General features: G+C 58.3%; 14 protein-coding genes. 3 read left to right on the forward strand and 11 right to left on the reverse strand.

Annotated features, from left to right (window positions below; all coding sequences use genetic code 11):
- Positions 1-18: 18 nt before the first annotated feature.
- Both KW848_RS22545 and KW848_RS22550 read left to right on the forward strand, forming a co-directional pair.
- Positions 19-2997 carry a toxin TcdB middle/C-terminal domain-containing protein gene (locus KW848_RS22545; protein ID WP_309140080.1) on the forward strand — a complete coding sequence of 993 codons (2979 nt, stop codon included), beginning with the start codon at positions 19-21 and terminating at the stop codon, positions 2995-2997.
- Positions 2994-5828 (forward strand): RHS repeat-associated core domain-containing protein, encoded by a 2835-nt coding sequence (locus KW848_RS22550; protein ID WP_218538080.1) that lies wholly within the window; start codon positions 2994-2996, stop codon positions 5826-5828. Before KW848_RS22545 ends, KW848_RS22550 begins: the two co-directional genes overlap by 4 nt.
- 114 nt (positions 5829-5942) lie before the next feature.
- On the opposite strand, the gene KW848_RS22555 is transcribed toward KW848_RS22550, so the two are convergent.
- From KW848_RS22555 to KW848_RS22600, 10 genes are all read right to left on the reverse strand, one after another.
- Positions 5943-6362, reverse strand: a complete 420-nt coding sequence (locus KW848_RS22555; RefSeq protein ID WP_218538081.1) for a type II toxin-antitoxin system VapC family toxin — start codon at positions 6360-6362, stop codon at positions 5943-5945.
- Positions 6359-6604 (reverse strand): hypothetical protein, encoded by a 246-nt coding sequence (locus tag KW848_RS22560; RefSeq protein ID WP_008149074.1) that lies wholly within the window; start codon positions 6602-6604, stop codon positions 6359-6361. The genes KW848_RS22555 and KW848_RS22560 overlap by 4 nt, the downstream gene beginning before the upstream one ends.
- Positions 6605-6686: 82 nt before the next feature.
- Positions 6687-7055 (reverse strand): glyoxalase superfamily protein, encoded by a 369-nt coding sequence (locus tag KW848_RS22565; protein WP_192410096.1) that lies wholly within the window; start codon positions 7053-7055, stop codon positions 6687-6689.
- Positions 7056-7175: 120 nt separating this feature from the next.
- Positions 7176-8633, reverse strand: a complete 1458-nt coding sequence (locus tag KW848_RS22570; protein WP_218538082.1) for an amidohydrolase family protein — start codon at positions 8631-8633, stop codon at positions 7176-7178.
- A gap of 1 nt (position 8634) precedes the next feature.
- Positions 8635-9495, reverse strand: a complete 861-nt coding sequence (locus KW848_RS22575; protein ID WP_218538083.1) for a MurR/RpiR family transcriptional regulator — start codon at positions 9493-9495, stop codon at positions 8635-8637.
- A gap of 15 nt (positions 9496-9510) precedes the next feature.
- Positions 9511-10860, reverse strand: coding sequence for a GntP family permease (locus KW848_RS22580; RefSeq protein ID WP_218538084.1), 1350 nt, complete (start codon positions 10858-10860; stop codon positions 9511-9513).
- 186 nt (positions 10861-11046) lie between these two features.
- Positions 11047-12492, reverse strand: a complete 1446-nt coding sequence (locus KW848_RS22585) for a SulP family inorganic anion transporter (RefSeq protein ID WP_218538085.1) — start codon at positions 12490-12492, stop codon at positions 11047-11049.
- A 195-nt stretch (positions 12493-12687) separates the two neighbouring features.
- Positions 12688-13581, reverse strand: a complete 894-nt coding sequence (locus tag KW848_RS22590) for an NAD-dependent epimerase/dehydratase family protein (protein WP_218538086.1) — start codon at positions 13579-13581, stop codon at positions 12688-12690.
- A gap of 103 nt (positions 13582-13684) precedes the next feature.
- Entirely contained in the window at positions 13685-14596 is a 912-nt protein-coding gene (locus KW848_RS22595; protein ID WP_074873581.1) for a LysR family transcriptional regulator, read from the reverse strand.
- A gap of 147 nt (positions 14597-14743) precedes the next feature.
- The gene (locus tag KW848_RS22600; RefSeq protein ID WP_218538087.1) at positions 14744-15334 is read right to left on the reverse strand and encodes an NAD(P)H-dependent oxidoreductase; all 591 of its coding nucleotides are present in this window, start codon (positions 15332-15334) and stop codon (positions 14744-14746) included.
- A gap of 160 nt (positions 15335-15494) precedes the next feature.
- On the opposite strand from KW848_RS22600, the gene KW848_RS22605 reads away from it, so the two are divergent.
- A complete protein-coding gene (locus KW848_RS22605; RefSeq protein WP_008149093.1) occupies positions 15495-15809 on the forward strand; it encodes a putative quinol monooxygenase in 315 nt (104 codons plus the stop codon).
- Here the strand turns inward: KW848_RS22605 and KW848_RS22610 are convergent.
- Complete coding sequence (locus KW848_RS22610; RefSeq protein ID WP_218538088.1) at positions 15799-16563, reverse strand: sulfite exporter TauE/SafE family protein; 765 nt, start codon at positions 16561-16563, stop codon at positions 15799-15801. The genes KW848_RS22605 and KW848_RS22610 overlap by 11 nt on opposite strands.
- Between the last annotated feature and the right edge of the window lie 54 nt (positions 16564-16617).

Genomic DNA, 16617 nt, shown 5'->3' on the forward strand with positions numbered 1-16617 from the left:
GGGCGCAACGATCTGATCATGATCGGACCGCGCAGTGTGCGCCTGTACGCCAACCAGAAAATAACCGGCTTCGCCCCGGCAACGCAGGTGTCACGTCACGCCGATGAAGATGACCTGCCTCAGCCCGGTAACTCACCCAGTGAACTGGTGGCCTTCAGCGATCTTCTGGGCAGTGGTCAGCAGCACCTGATCCGTGTTCGCCACAACGAAGTGAAATGCTGGCCTAACCTGGGCCGTGGACGCTTCGCAAAGGGCCGAGTAATCGCCACCCTGGACTTTGCATACGAACAGTTCGATGCGTCACGCATCCTGATGGCCGACCTGGACGGCTCAGGGGCTGCTGACCTTATTTATCTGCAACCCGATTGCGCAAAAATTTTCATGAACCGCGGCGGCAATGGCCTGGCCCCCGCGGTCGAATTGCCCTGGCCCCAAGGACTGCGCCATGACCGGTTCTGCAAGGTCAGCGCCGTAGATCTGCTGGGTCTTGGCTGTTCGAGTCTGATATTCAGTGTGCCGGGGGACGCAACCCGGCATTGGCGCTATGACTTCGTGGAGACCAAGCCCTACTTGCTCGAAACCAGCAATAACAATATGGGGGCTGCCTGCAGCGTCAGCTATCGAAGCTCTGCCCAGGAATGGCTGGATGAAAAAAAACAGCTGCTCAAAAACAACAAACCAGCAATCTCCCACCTTCCATTTCCTCTGTTTTTGGTCAAACAGCAGAGCCAGCACGACGAAATTACCGGCAATCGTCTGACCCAGAAATTCAAATATCGTCGTGGCTTCTACGACAGCATCGAACGAGAATTTCGCGGGTTCGGTCTGCTCTTGCAAACCGATAGTCCAACCCATGGCAAGGGGGCACAAACCAGCCCCCATAGCGCACCGATGCTGACCAAAACCTGGTTCCATACGGGCCAAGCTATCGACCCACTCAATCGTGATTACGACCGCAACGACAAGGACGCCATTGGCCTTCGGGCAACTATCCAGGTTTGGGGCGAGCATTGGGGACCACCCGCGCCAACGCCCGAAGCAGTCCTCGCCAACGCCCATGCCCGGCAGCGCGAGCTCGCTCGAGCGCTTAGCGGCCGGACTCTGAGGATTGAGATTTTCGGCCTGGACAAGGGCACAGAAAAGGAGAAGCACCCCTATTCAGTGCAACAACATCGATATCGGGTCGTTGAACGCCAGGGCCTGGGTAAATACAGCCCTTACTCGATCATGCAACCGTTGGTTGTGGAATCCATAAGCTACCAGTATGAGCGCATCTCTGATGATCCTCGCTGTACTCACACGATCAATCTTGAATGGGACGCCTACGGCCACCTCACCCACAGTCTGGAGATCAGCTACGCGCGGCGAAAAACACCTGCCGACGCCCCTCCTTTCATGGATACCTGGCTGCAAAAATGGTGGCGCGATGCCCATGACGAGGATCAGCAGTATTACTACCTGAGCGAAACCAAGGCTCAGTTCATTCACATATCTACAGCACAGGCCCTACGCCTTGGCCTGCGTTACCTACAGCGCACCAATGCTTTGAGGTTGCCTAAATCGCCCTTGGCCGCAGGGCTATCCCCCCAGAATATCCATTATGAAAACCTGCTTGAACGGAGCACTTCAAAGACCTGGGAAGACAGGCGGACCCTGACCGGTTTGTCTGTACAGCGTTACCGCAAACCCGATGCAAGCGGCACCTTCGATGACGGTCAGGCGAGCGTCGAAGGGTTGATTGATCACCAGGAAACCGCCGAATTCAATAAGCTGGCGTTGAGCGTCTACGACGAACACAAATCGGAGGATACGTCTTTTGATGTCACCAAACTTCTCCAGGACAATGGCTACCGAAAAATGCCCATTGCTTTACCGCCTGACGAAGACTGGGACAAAAACAATCCACTCTGGTCTGTACGTCGCAGCTTTTCCACGTATTACAAACTGGCCGGCTTTTACAGGGCACAGACCTTCAGGCAAAGCCAACAGCATGGCCCGACGACCATCACCCATGACCCCTATTCCTGCCTGATCGCCACTGTCGAACTGCCCGACCAATGCACCACCCGCGCGACAAAGATTGGCTATCGAACACTTCAGCCAAAACAGATCAGCGACCCCAACGGGAATTTCCAGGAAGCGCAATACAGTGAGTTGGGACAGGTACACGCCCTCACCTGGTACAAAAATGGCGTGAGTGAAAATGTCGGATTCAAACCGATGGCCACCTATAGCCGCCCTACCGATGATCGCCCCGACACCGCCATCGATGATCCGGGCAAGGCACTCCAGAATATCGCGAGTGCCTTTTTCTATGACTCGCTCAGCTGGATGGGGCGTATTCCCGCCGTTACAGGCGAAGAGTTGGCCTGGCGCAAAAAAGCAGTGGATAACAATGATCTGCTACCGACTGGGCACATTCGCGCAAGTACCCGTGCGCGCCTGAGCAGCCTCAGCGTCAAGACGCCTTACGAGCAAACCCTTCAGACGCGAATGGACGGCGTACAACGCGAACCGGTTCACTGCGTCACGATGCAAGCGGACCGGTTCTGCTCCGACAGCGAAAAACAGGTACGCATCACCATCGCTTGCTGGGATGGCGTTGGTCGACAACTGCAAAAAAAACAACGCGTCGCCCCAGGAAAAGCCCTGGACATCAATGAAGACGGCACCTTGAAACTTGAAAACGACACACTGCTGGAGCGTGACGTCAGCTTTCGATGGCGTGTCAGCGAGCGTGTCGAGTACGACAACAAAGGCTTGGTCATTCGTACCTACCGCCCCTATTTCAGTACCAGGCATCGCTACGTCAATGATGAATCCCTGCGCAAGTCAGGACTTTGTGATCAGCAATTCCACGACCCACAGGGTCGACTCCTTCGTGTCGTCAATGCCAACGGCGATGAGCGTCGGCACACCTATCACCCCTGGTACTCAACGATCGAGGATGAAAACGACACCCAACCCGACACTACGACTCAGGGAGGTGCTCAATGAGCTCCCATATTCATAGTCACACTCCAACCTTGAACGTCGTCGACAGTCGTGGACTTCAAGTCCGCGAAGTCACCTACTTGCGTAATCAATCCATAACACAGCCTCAAGCCCGCATTACCCGCCACCTGCATGACATCAACGGCCAGGTGCTTGAGCAGCGCTTGCACACCAATAATGCACAGAACGCTGATTTTAAGCAGGTCCGCAGCCTGTCGGGCGCCCTGCTATTGAACTCCAGCATTGACGCAGGCTGGCGCCTGGCCTTCTGTGGCGAGGCCGGTCAAACCCTGAAAAGCTGGGATTCTCGCGGCAGTCATTGGCAAACGGACTATGACGATCAGCTACGCCCGCTGGTCATCAGCGAACAGTCCAAAGGAGGAATCCTCCAGGCCGTCGAGCGCTTTACCTATGCCGATAACTCAAGTGCCCATTCGGAAAACAACCAGTGCGGACGCTTGATTCGCCATGATGATCCGGCCGGAAAACGGCTGTTGTCCAAGTATGACCAAGCAGGACAACTGCTCAGCGAAACGCGACATTTCCTGACGGAGCAACAGCCTGCGAACTGGCCGCAAGCAGTCGATGATCGCGATAAGTTGCTCGAAGGCCAGACCTACACCACCTCCTGGCAGTACGCACCCACCGGTGAAACCCTCGAACAGACAGATGCCAAAGGGCATACGCAGCGCTTCTGGTTCGATGTCGCCGGCCAGCTCAAGAAAGTCACCCTGCAAATCGCGAGTGCCACCCAACAAACGGTGATTCTCGATCAAGTCAAATACAATGCGCAGGGTCAGATCGAATCGCAAACCCTGGGAAGCAAGATCTTAAGTGAAGCGACTTACACGCCTGCGAACGGCCGCACGAACCGGCGGACGATTTCACGGACGGGGGGACGCATTCTCCAGAAACTGCACTATGCCTATGACGCGGTCGGCAATGTGTTGAGCGTCGAGGACCACACGAAACAGGTACAACACAACGCCAACCAACGCATAAAGCCGGTCAACACTTATGTCTACGACAGCCTTTATCAACTGGTCCAGGCTTCAGGCCGTGAAGAGCAGGGAGCAAGCATTCGCGCCCCTCTTCCCGATTGGTCGACAAGGCAGGGTGACCGGAGCCGACTGCTCAACTTCACTGAGCATTACACCTACGATGAACGTGCAAACCTGATCAAGCTGCAGCATCGCCGCGAAGGCAACAACTACATCCGCAATATGCATATCGCCTCTGGCAGCAATCGCGCATTGCCATGGAAAACAGGCGATGCTCCAGCCGACTTTGCAAAGGGCTTCGATGCCAACGGCAACCTGCAATGGTTGCAGACAGGCCAACCCCTGCAATGGAACGCGCGCAACCAATTACAACGTGTGGAACTGGTCGAACGCGACAGTGAGGGCGCGGATGCAGAAACCTATCTCTACGACGGCAACGGTCAGCGTGTCCGAAAACGGCAGACTAAAAAAGTGCACACCATCACCCATGTCCAGGACGTGAGCTATTTACCGGGACTAGAGCTTCGTGAAAGTGCCACTGAAAAACTTGAGGTCATCACCTTGCAGGCTGGAGGCTCGACGGTACGCTGCCTTCATTGGAGCAAAGGCACTCCAGCACAGATCACGAATGACGCTTTGCGTTATAACTTCACCGACCACCTGGGCTCAACGACCCTGGAACTGGACGCCGAGGGCAGACTGATAAGCGAGGAGGGTTACTACCCCTTTGGCGGTACTGCGTGGAGGGCCGCGCGCAACACGCTGGAGGCGAAATACAGAACCGTTCGCTACTCAGGCAAAGAACGCGATGCCAGTGGCCTCTACTACTACGGGCATCGCTATTACGCGCCGTGGTTGCAGCGCTGGATCAGCCCTGATCCGGCGGGAACCACGGATGGGTTGAATCTGTATCGATTCGTCGGCAACAACCCTGTCACTCATCAGGATTATTTAGGTCTGATGAAGTACGAAATCGCACCATTCAGTACCGCCGCCACGGCAGATGCACCTCTGAGCACCCAGATAGTCACCGCACACAACACGTTCAACTCGAGATTCATAACGAATACACAAGATATAAACAATTACGTGTTGGCCTATGACCTTACCTGGACCACACGAGGACTGCTCTACATGGGGGCTGGCAACCAGATAGGGGACATACTTAATAGCCGTGAACACTCTTGGGGACTCACCCACCAACTACGAACAAATATCGGTGCATATCCATCAACCCAAGTCAGGGCAGAACATGCCGTGGCAGCCGGGGCAGGTATGTGCGATGAATTTGCAGCGGTCAGTTCGCGTTTGGCGGCCTCTTCATTACGCGGATACGGGACACCTATCCATATAGCGCAAATACCAGGACATACCTTCACCCTGCTGGGTGATCCCACGCGGGATCCGCTCGTCGTCGACCCCTGGGTGTCCTACCCGATCCCGGATCGACTTTCCCTAAGCCGCTACAACCACCCACAGTTGCAGGCATTCAATACCACACCTGCCATGCCCCAGGACCCAGCCTATGCGATTTCACTCGCCAACGTCGCCACTCACACCCCTCTGTACACTGGAGTACGGCCATCAATGCAGCCTCCTTTGCATCAGAACATTCAAAATGACCTCAACAGCCCGGCCGGAGTAAGCAGTTGGGTCTGGGATCAAATGTCATCGCAACAGCAGTCCAGTGACATTTGGGCCTTTTCAAATTCCACGTTACTCAACTTCGCACATGTTCCCGTGAATCATCGGTCCAGGCTTGATGCCACGGCGTTGCGTCCCAGCATCTATGCAGTTCAATTCCAACAGCCAAACCCGTTCAGAAGGATATGAATCTCGCACACTGACTGCATGGGTCAGCACCAACCGATTACCGAACGGTCATGCCCTGGCGCCCCCAGGACATGACCAGGACCTGTAGAGGGGCGAAGGCGATCAATCCGCCGCTCAGGCCTCCCACGGATTGATCACCTCAACCCCGGGAAACTCAAAGTCCCGAACATTGCGAGTAGCAATCGGAGCACCGTGGGACAGGCAAATCGCTGCAATCTGGGCATCGGCCATCGACGCCGCTCGACCGTTTGCTTCGCAGCCCGCCACCAGCGTCGCGTACTCCACGGCGGCGTGAGCATCAAAAGGCAAAATCCTTCCGGCAAAGTCCTCTTCGAACATCGCCATCGCATGAGCTTCAAGTTTCTGTTTGCGCTTACCAAACGGGAGTCGGGCAATGCCATGGAGAATTTCTGCCACGGTAATAGCGCTAATTGCCAATTCCATCGCCGGTTGCGCATCAACCCAGGCAAGTACTTGAGTGTCAGGCTCGACCCGCATGAACTCTGAAAGAACATTGGTATCGAGCACTATCATTCGGAGAAATCCACCGCTGTCGCTTTCTCGTGACGCGAAGGAAGATCAAGCTCAACCCCACCACTGGCGCTGAACCTGTTGCGGATACGGCTTCCAAGTCCTCCTGCACGATCAACGGTAGCCAGGGCTCTGCCGAGAATAAGGCGAGCCTCCTCTTCCATTGAGTGCCCATTGTGGGCCGCTGCGATGCGCAGCTGTTCCTTAATTTGATCGTCCAGGTTTCGAATCGTAATGCTGGCCATGATGCCTCCTGCAATCAATGAAATCATTGATTGAGGCTAACACACCTTATTCCATCAAAACTCGCAGAGCTGCCGAACGGCCTTACACACAAATCGCATTGGTAAACACCAACCGATTGCCGAACGGATCGCTGATCGTCATGTCCTGGCTGCCCCACGGCATCGCCTGGATTTGTGGGTATGCGAATTTGTATTCCTTGGCCAGCAATTGTTGCTGAAAGGCCTCCAGCTCATCGGTCTCGATCCGCAACGCCGAGCCCGGTGTGCTGTCGCCATGGTGTTCGGACAGATGCAGCACACACTCACCACGGGAGACTTGCAGGTACAACGGAAAGTCGGGCTCGAAACGATGCTGCCAGTCGATCTTGAATCCCAGGAAGTCGACGTAGAACTCCACGGCCTTGATTTCATCGAAAATCCGCAGGATCGGGGTGGTTTTACCGAAGCTCATGGAGTTGCTCCCAGACTGATAAGGCCCAGAGTGTAGCTGGGCGAGATGTCAGCGCTTCGGCTTGGTAATGGCTTTCTTTAGTCTCAATATGCCATCACTGTGACGTAGCGCTCGGAATGGTTACCGGAATCCCTCACGCAAGTCCCCTTGCCGTGCCAGAAACCGCCCTTCCCTTCTGCCGTTTGCCTGGCCTTCGCTGTAGCTCAAGACACCGTTGACCCAAACCCCATCGATACCTTCCGCCGCCCGTTGCGGATCATTGAAATCCGCCACATCGCGAATCGTCACAGGATTGAACAACACCAGATCAGCCCAATGTCCTTCACGGATTTCGCCACGTTCCTTCAAGCCAAATCGCGCTGCCGACAACCCGGTCATTTTGTGCACGGCGGTGTGCAGCGCAAACAGCCCCACGTCGCGACTGAAATGTCCGAGTACACGTGGGAATGCGCCCCACAAGCGGGGATGCGGAAACGGGTCTTCCGGCAATCCGTCAGAGCCGACCATCGACAGCGGATGCGCGAGGATTCTTCGTACGTCCGCTTCGTCCATTCCGTAATACACCGCGCCGGCCGGTTGCAGGCGTCGAGCGGCATCCAGCAGCGGCACCCCCCACTCGGCAGCGATGTCGATCAGGTCACGGCCACCCACTTCAGGGTGCGGCGTTGACCAAGTGATGGTGATGCGATGAGCGTCGGTGACTTGCTTGAGGTCCAGCGTCGATGAACTCGCCGCGTAGGGATAACAGTCACAGCCTACCGGGTGGGTTTTCGCCGCCTGTTCAAGGGCCGCCAACAGTTGGGGACTGCGCCCCCAGTTACCGGCGCCGGCACATTTGAGGTGGGAAATGATCACCGGTGTTTTGGCATGACGGCCGATCTGGAACGCCTCATCCATGGCCTCCAGCACCGGCTCGAATTCGCTGCGCAAATGGGTGGTGTAGACCGCGCCGAAGGCCGTCAGCTCTTCAGTCAGTTGCATGACTTCGTCGGTGGAAGCCGAAAACGCGTTGGCATAGGCAAGCCCCGTGGACAGGCCCAACGCACCGGCCTCAAGACTGTCGCGCAGTTGCTCGCGCATCGCGCTGATTTCGTCCGGCGTGGCGGTGCGAAACAGATCGTCGAGGTGGTTGCTGCGCAGCGCCGTGTGACCGACAAGTGCGGCCACGTTCAGCGTGGTGTGCGCCGCTTCGACGGCTGCGCGGTAGTCGCTGAACCTGGGATAAACAAACGCCGCGGCGGTGCCGAGCAGGTTCATCGGGTCGGGCGGATCGCCGCGCAAACTCACCGGCGAAGCGCTGATCCCGCAGTTGCCGACAATCACCGTGGTCACGCCCTGGCTGAGCTTGGGCAGCATCTGCGGCTGGCGGATCACCACGGTGTCGTCGTGGGTGTGCACGTCGATGAAACCTGGCGCCAACACGCGGCCGGCGGCGTCGATTTCTTCGGTGGCGCGGGCATCGTGCAAGTCGCCGATACGCTCGATGCGGCCGTTCAGAATCGCCACGTCGGCGGGATAACCGGGCGCGTTGCTGCCGTCGATAATCAGGGCGTTGCGGATCAGCGTGTCGTACATCATGTCAGTCTCCCAGCGGCAAATGATCGTCGCCGCCGCGGTAATCGTCGAGGGCGAGTTTGATCCGCCGCAGACGCTCTTGATTGTCTTCAGGATTGGCCAGCGCCAGCTCGGTGGCGAGCACGTCGATGGCCAGCAACATGCCGCAGCGCGCTGCCGTGGGTTTATAGATGAACGAGGTTTCGACACCTTGTAGCGGCAGCAGCACATCAGCCAATTGCGCCAGCGCCGAGTCGGCCCGGGTGATGGCGAGTATTCGTGCGCCGTAGCTGCGCGCCAGCTCGACGGCCTCGAGCAATTCGGGGGTGATGCCGGTCAGCGAGCAGGCAATGACGACGCGTTCGGCATCGAGGCTGGCGGCGGTGACGCGCATCATCACCGGGTCGTGGCACACCGCAATCGGGTAGCCGAATCGCACCAGCCGCACTTGCAATTCATCACTGCACAAGGTCGAGCAACCGCCCATGCCGAAGGCGTGAATCATCCGCGCCTTGCCCAGCAATTTCACCGCGTCGGCGAAACGTGATTCGTCGAAGGCCGACAGATGCTGACGCAGGGTCGATTCGATATCGCCAACAATTTGCCCATAGAACGCCGACTGCTCGGGCGTACCCGCCGGGTCCAAAAAGCGACTGCCGACGCCGCTGGCCTGGGCTAGTTGCAGCCGCAGATCGCGCAAGTCGCGGCAGCCGACGGTGCGAGCAAAACGCGAGAGCGTGGCGGTGCTGACTTCCGCTCTCAGCGCCAGTTCATCGAGACTGGCGGCGGAGGCAAATCCTACGTCGTCGAGCATCAGCCGAGCGATGCGTCCTTCGCCCGCGCTGAAGGAATCCTGACGGGCGCGGATCTGGTAGAGGATGTCCATGGCGGGCGGCTCCGGCTAAAGCAGGTAAGAAAGGCCAACGGTCAGACCGAAGGCGACAACCGAGATAATGGTCTCGAGCACCGTCCAGGTCTTGAAGGTCTGGGCGACGGTCATGTTGAAGTATTCCTTGATCAACCAGAAACCGCCGTCGTTGACGTGGGAAAAGATAACCGACCCCGCGCCTGTCGCCAGCACCAACAGCTCTGGATGGGGATAACCCAGACCAATGGCCACCGGCGCGACGATGCCCGACGCGGTGGTCATGGCCACCGTGGCAGAACCGGTGGCGATGCGCATCAATGCAGCGAACAGCCAGCCCATCAACAGCGGCGACAGGTGAAATTCGTGGGCCAGGCTAACAATCTGGTCGGTGACTCCAGCGTCCACCAGAATCCGGTTCAAGCCACCGCCCGCGCCCACCAACAAAGTGATGCTGGCGGTCGGTGCCAGGCATTCGTTGGTGAATTTCAGAATAGATTCGCGGTTGAAGCCTTGGGCCAGACCGAGGGTCCAGAAGCTCAGCAAGGTCGCCAGCAGCAAGGCGATCACCGAATTGCCGATGAACAACAGAAACTGATTGAAACCGCTGCCCGGCGTGGAAATCAGATTGGCCCAGCCGCCGATCAGCATCAGCACCACCGGCAGCAGAATGGTCGCCATGGTGATGCCGAATCCCGGCAGGCTGTCGCGCGGTTCGCGCTCAAGGAACTGACGCTCCAGCGGGTTATCTTCCGGCAGTTGAATGCGCGGCACGATGAACTTGGCGTAGAGAGGACCGGCGATGATCGCGGTCGGTATCCCGATCAGGATCGCGTAGAGCAAGGTCTGCCCCACCGAGGCCTGATAGGCCTGCACTGCCAGCATCGCCGCCGGGTGCGGCGGCACCAGAGCGTGGACCACTGAGAGCCCGGCGACCATCGGCAAACCGACCATCAGAATCGACACGCCCACGCGCCGCGCCACCGTAAATGCGATCGGCACCAGCAATACAAAACCGACTTCGAAGAACAGCGGCAGTCCGACAAGGAAAGCGATGCAGACCATCGCCCAGTGCGCATTTTTCTCACCGAAGCGGTCGATCAACGTTCGCGCCATCTGCTCGGCACCGCCGGACTCGGCCATCATTTTGCCAAGCATCGTGCCCAGCGCGACCACCAGTGCGATATGGCCCAGCGTCTTGCCGACACCCGCCTCATACGCCCCCACCACGCCCGACGGCGGCATCCCCGCCAGCAGCGCCAGGCCGATGGACACCAGGGTGATGACAATGAACGGATTGAGTCGGTAACGGGCGATCAGAACGATCAGCGCGATGATGGCGATGGCGGCGTAAACCAGCAGCCAATAGCCGAAGGACGGTGTCATGCGGTACTCCTCGAAAGGGTCACGTCGAATGGGTTGTGAAACTCATAAAACATTTCGAGGGGTGATTTTCAAACGAGGTGAAAGTAATTTTCGTAGAGGGATAAGGGTTGTCGCGCAGAGGTATGGGCGGTCGTAGGTTATGAAAATCAGGCAGGTGGATTTTCATCACACCTGCCGGGATTGGTGTTAGTCGTGATTCACGCGAGCGCGCTTGAGCAGTTTCTTGCAGCGTTCGGACAAGTGCAGCACGCGCAGGTGCTTGCCGGCCTTGGCGTAGCGTTCACGCAGCGTTTTTAGCGCAGCTATCGCCGAGTAGTCGACGAAGCTCAGGTGGCGACAATCGATCGTCACTACGGGTGGGTCGTTGGCGGGGTCGAACTGGTTGAGAAAAGGCGTGGTCGAGGCGAAAAACAGCGTGCCATGCAGGTGGTAGAGCTTGCTGCCGTCCACTTCAAGATGACTGTCGGCATAGAGCTCGCGAGCCTGCTGCCAGGCAAAGTTCAGCGCCGCAATGATGATCCCGCAGAGGACCGCAGTGGCCAGATCGGTGAACACCGTAATGACCGTTACCGCGATGATCACCAACACGTCATTCACCGGCACTTTGTTCAACACCCGAAGCGAGGCCCAGGCGAAGGTCTGCTGCGACACCACGAACATCACCCCGACCAATGCGGCCAGCGGGATGCGCTCGATCAGCGGCGAAAGGAAGAGGATGAACAGCAAAATCATCACCCCGGCCACCACACCGGATAGCCGACCGCGACCGCCGGAACTGAGGTTGATCACTGTCTGCCCGATCATGGCGCAACCGCCCATGCCGCCAAACACACCGGAAACCATGTTGGCCGCGCCCAGCGCCACACACTCGCGATCCGGGTAGCCACGGCTCTCGGTGATCTCGTCGGTGAGGTTCAGGGTCAGCAAGGTTTCCAGCAGACCGACCAACGCCATCAATATCGCGTAGGGAGCGATGATGCGCAGGGTGTCCAGGCTCCAAGGGATGTCTGGCAGCGCAAAGGTCGGCAAGCCGCCGGCAATGTGCGCCATGTCACCCAAGGTGCGGGTTGGCAGACCGAGCAGATAAACCGCCAGCCCGACACCCAGAATCGCCACCAGCGCCGGCGGTACGGCGCGCGTCAGGCGCGGCAGCACGTAGACGATGGCCATCGTCACGGCAACCAGCCCCGCCATCAGGTACAGCGGCGTGCCGCTGAGCCAGACGTCACCGCTCTTGAAGTGTTCCAGCTGCGCCAGGGCAATGATGATCGCCAGGCCGTTGACGAAGCCGAGCATCACCGGGTGCGGCACCATGCGCACCAACTTGCCAAGCCTCAGCAGCCCGAACGCCAGCATGATCAACCCACCCAGCAACACGGTAGCCAGCAAATACTGCACACCGTGCTGCACCACCAGCGCGACGATCACCACGGCCATTGATCCGGCAGCACCGGACACCATGCCCGGTCGCCCGCCGAAGAGCGCGGTCAAGGTGCAAATGATGAAAGCGCCGTAAAGCCCCATCAATGGATTGAGGTGTGCAACCAGCGCGAAGGCGATGCATTCGGGCAGAAGAGCGAAAGACGTGGTGAGCCCGGCCAGGACATCGGCGCGCAGATGTTTGGGTTTCATGTCTGATCTAAATACAGGCGGGAAAAGAGGGGGCGGATGTTACGGAATTGAGGACGGCCCGGCCAGTTGTTGGGCTGCTGAAAACGCTTTCGCGGGCAAGCCCGCTCCCACATTTAACCGAGTTTTCCTGAAGAAATACGGTCGAATGTGGGAGCGGGCTTGCTCGCGAAAGCTGCGACACGGTCTAGAGCGAACTCAAACCATCTCGTCACGAATCCATTCAATCACCGATGCCCGCTTCGGCGCCCAGCCCAGCAACTCCCGCGCCTTTTTACCGCGAACCCGGCTGTTAGAGCCCAGGCCATAGTTGGCCATTTCATAACCCCACTCGGCTTCGGCCTCTTTCAGCGGCCAGTCTTGTGGCTCACCCAGACTCAGCGCTTGGGCAATCGCAGTGGTCATGTCGATGAACGATGCTTCACCGCTTTCGACGAAGTAGAAGGTGCCCGGTACGTTTTTGGTCAGCGCCAGCAGGTACAGGGAAACCACGTCTTCAATGTGCACGTTGGACCAGATGTTCTGGCCGGTACCGACATGCCGGACCACGCCACTTTTACGCGCCTGCTTCACCAAACGCGGCAACTGCACGCTGTCGCGATTCACGCCCAGGCTGTGGCCGTAGATCAGGGTGTTGCAGATGACGGCCGAGTTCACCCCATCCTTTGCTGCGGCGAGGATCCGGTTGTCGATGGCCACGCGCGCAGCCTTGTCGACGGTCGGTGCCGGCAGGTTGTCTTCGAAATAGATAACGTCGCTGGATTTGCCGCCCGACGCATCGCCGACAATGCTCGAGCCGCTGGTGTGCAGGAACACTTTGTTGGAACCGCGAAGTGCATCGAGCAACGCTTCTACCGCGCCGCGATGGTCGCTGCTGGCGGCGTTGATCACGGCATCGGCAGCGCGGGCCTGTTCGGCCAGCAGGGCGCTGTCGTCAAGCGTGCCGAGCACCGGGGTGATACCCAGAGCGCTCAGTTCATTGGCTTGTTCGGCGTTGCGCACCAGGCCGGTGACCTTGTGGCCGGCGCGGACCAGCCCCGTGGCGATGGAGCCGCCGATAAAACCTGCAGCGCCGGTTACGAATACGTTCATGGAGAGACTCCCTGCGTTAATAAGTGATGCAGCCAGTATTGAGGACCGATGCCTGTGGAAACAGACAGCGTTGCCCAATTCACTCTTGCGCAGGGGTCACGAATCAGCCCTTGAAATCCGCGTTCGCATAAGCCGCCAATTTGCCTTGGATGAAGTCCAGGAAGCATTGAATCCGTAGGGCAAGTTGCGAGTTGCGGTAGTACACGGCATTGATCGGCTGACGATAGCCGCTGTTGAAATCCGCCAGCAGCACCTGCAAACGTCCGGCGCGGATGTCATCAATCGTCATGAAGTGCGACAGGCAGGCAATGCCTTGGCCTTCCAGCGCCAAGTGCCTGATCGTCTCGCCGCTGGAGGCGCTGATCGACGCCTGAATCGGCCAACGATCACCGTGAACGTAACGCAGCGGCCATTGGTTGAGGCCTTCGTTGTGGGTAAAGCCCAGCAGCGTGTGCCCGGACAAATCCGCCACTTCAGCCGGTACTCCATGTTTTTCAAGATACGCCGGGCTGGCGACGATGTGCAGCGGACTGCATCCCAGGGAGCGGGCATGCAGCGTCGAGTCGGCGAGCGTGCCGATGCGGATGGCGATGTCGGTGCTTTGCTCGAGCAAATCGATGATCAAATCGTTGCTGTTGAGTTCCAGCTGGATGTCCGGATAGAGCCGGCGGAACTCGTCGATGTACGGCACGATGGCGTGCAGCATGAACGGCGATGCGGCATTGATCCGCAGACGCCCGGACGGGGTTTGCTGACGTGAGGTCAGGCGCTCTTCCAGCTCGTCCATCTGATCGAGAATCAGCTTGGCGTGCTCGAAGAAATACTTGCCCTCTTCGGTCAGGTCCATGCGCCGCGTGGTGCGGTTGATCAGCGTGGTATCGAGTTTCGCCTCCAGCCGCGACAGCGTACGGCTGACCGCTGAAGGCGTTTGCCCGACCTGTTCGGCCGCAGCGGAAATCGACCCGCATTCAATCACGCAGACGAAAATCTGCAACTCATCGGATCTGGCTTTCACGGATGTTCCTTATCGATAATTTCGCACAGCGCATAAATCGCTTTTTGTAGGAGCACGGCTTGCCGGCGATGGCGTCCTCAAGAGCGCCATCGCCGGCAAGCCGTGCTCCTACAGGTTCGGGCTCCAAGTATCGATAGTAGCCGAGCCTCATGCCTTAAGGCCGAACACCTCGGTCAAATGCTGCTCATAGCGCGCCACATCAGCCTCGATATTCGGGCGTTTCATCACATCGACGGCCAGGAACGTCGGCAAGCCGGTCATGCCGAGGAAGGTGTTGGCCTTGTGGAACGGGAAGTACACCGCGTCCACGCCCTTGGCTTCGAAGAAATCGGTCGGATCGTCGAAGGCTTGCTGCGGCGCGTTCCAGGTCAGGGACAACATGTATTGCTTGCCCTGCAACAGACCACCGCTGCCGTACTTTTGCGACGAGTCGGAACGGGTGCGGCCATCACTGGCGTACAGGCTGCCGTGGCCTTCGGTGAAGACTTCATCGATGTACTTCTTGACGGTCCAGGGCGCGCCCATCCACCAGCCGGGCATCTGATAAATGATCACGTCGGCCCAGAGGAACTTGGCGACTTCTTCGGCGACGTCGTAACCCTCGTCGATGAAAGTGGCTTTCACGTCGACACCGCCGCGATCCAGCAGGCTCAGCGCGGCTTCATGCAGGGTGGCGTTGTAGCGGCCATCGGAGTGGGCAAATTTTTTGCCGCCATTGAGCAACAGGACTTTTTTCATGGGAAGTCTCGGAAGGTTGGAATTCGATGGCGGCAGAGTAGCGATCTGCCTCGCGCGGAATAAGCGCTGAATTCACAAAATTCATTTGACCAATACGCACGAATCGACAGGCGATTGTTGCCATAGACTTGCGCCGATTCTGAACTTGAGGAGATTTCTGATGAGTGAAATGCAAGGCTTCATTCTGCACGCCAAGACCCGCCCTGAAAAATCCGATGCCTTCGAAGCGTTTTTCAGTGGTTATGTAGAAGCGAGCCGCGCCGAACCTGGTTGCATCGAATACCACATGTTGCGCGACAAACAGGACCCGACGCTGTTTATCTTCTACGAGATCTGGCAGTCCCAGGCTCACTTGGACGTGCATTCGAACCTGCCGCACATGAAGCAATTCCTCGAGCAGCGCGATGAGTACCTGGAACGGGATTTCGATATCCGCGCCATCGACATGCTCAGCCCGTCGTCCGCTACCCGCTGATCAGCAAGTGGCCGCCGAGTACGCTCAGGCCGATGAAGAACACACGCTTGAACAGCACGGCGCTGATCCGCTGGCGCAGCCATTGCCCCAGCAACATGCCGAGCACCGCCGGGATCAGCGCCAGTAACGACGCACTTAACTCGCCACCACCCAGTGCGCCGCGCCATAACAGGCCGGCGGCCAGGGCCAGGGTCGAGACAGTGAACGACAAACCCAGCGCCTGCACCAGTTCATCCTTGCTCAAGCTCAAGGCTTGCAGATAAGGCACCGCCGGAATCACGAAGACGCCGGTGGCCGAAGTGATGACGCCCGTCAACAGGCCGCCAAGCGGACCGAGCCAGCGCTCGGTGTGACGGCCGACACGCAAGGTCGGCAGGAACAATCCGCTCAACGCATAGAGCAACAGCGCCGCGCCCAATCCCCGCACGACCCAATGACCGCCGGCCATGCCGATCCACAACGTGCCGGCTCCGGTGCCGATGAAGATCGCCAGCAGCATCGGCCACAACCGTTTGATCAACCCCCGCAGATGCCCGCCGAATGCCAGTTGCCAGACATTGGTGAGCGTCGCGGGGATGATCAGCAGCGCGGCAGCCTGTGACGGCGCCATAGCCAGACCGAGCAACCCCATCGCGATGGTCGGCAGACCGAGGCCGATCACACCCTTAATCATGCCGGCCAGCAGAAAGGTCGCGATGACCATCAATGAAAGGGCCAGACCGAGGTTTTGATAGAACGCGGCGAGAGTATTCATGGCGCTATCGTGAGCCCGGATTGGCTGCTTGAAAATCTGCCATATACTGAGGCA

Origin of the sequence: Pseudomonas sp. PDM25, assembly GCF_019219045.1 — a bacterium.
GTDB lineage: Bacteria > Pseudomonadota > Gammaproteobacteria > Pseudomonadales > Pseudomonadaceae > Aquipseudomonas.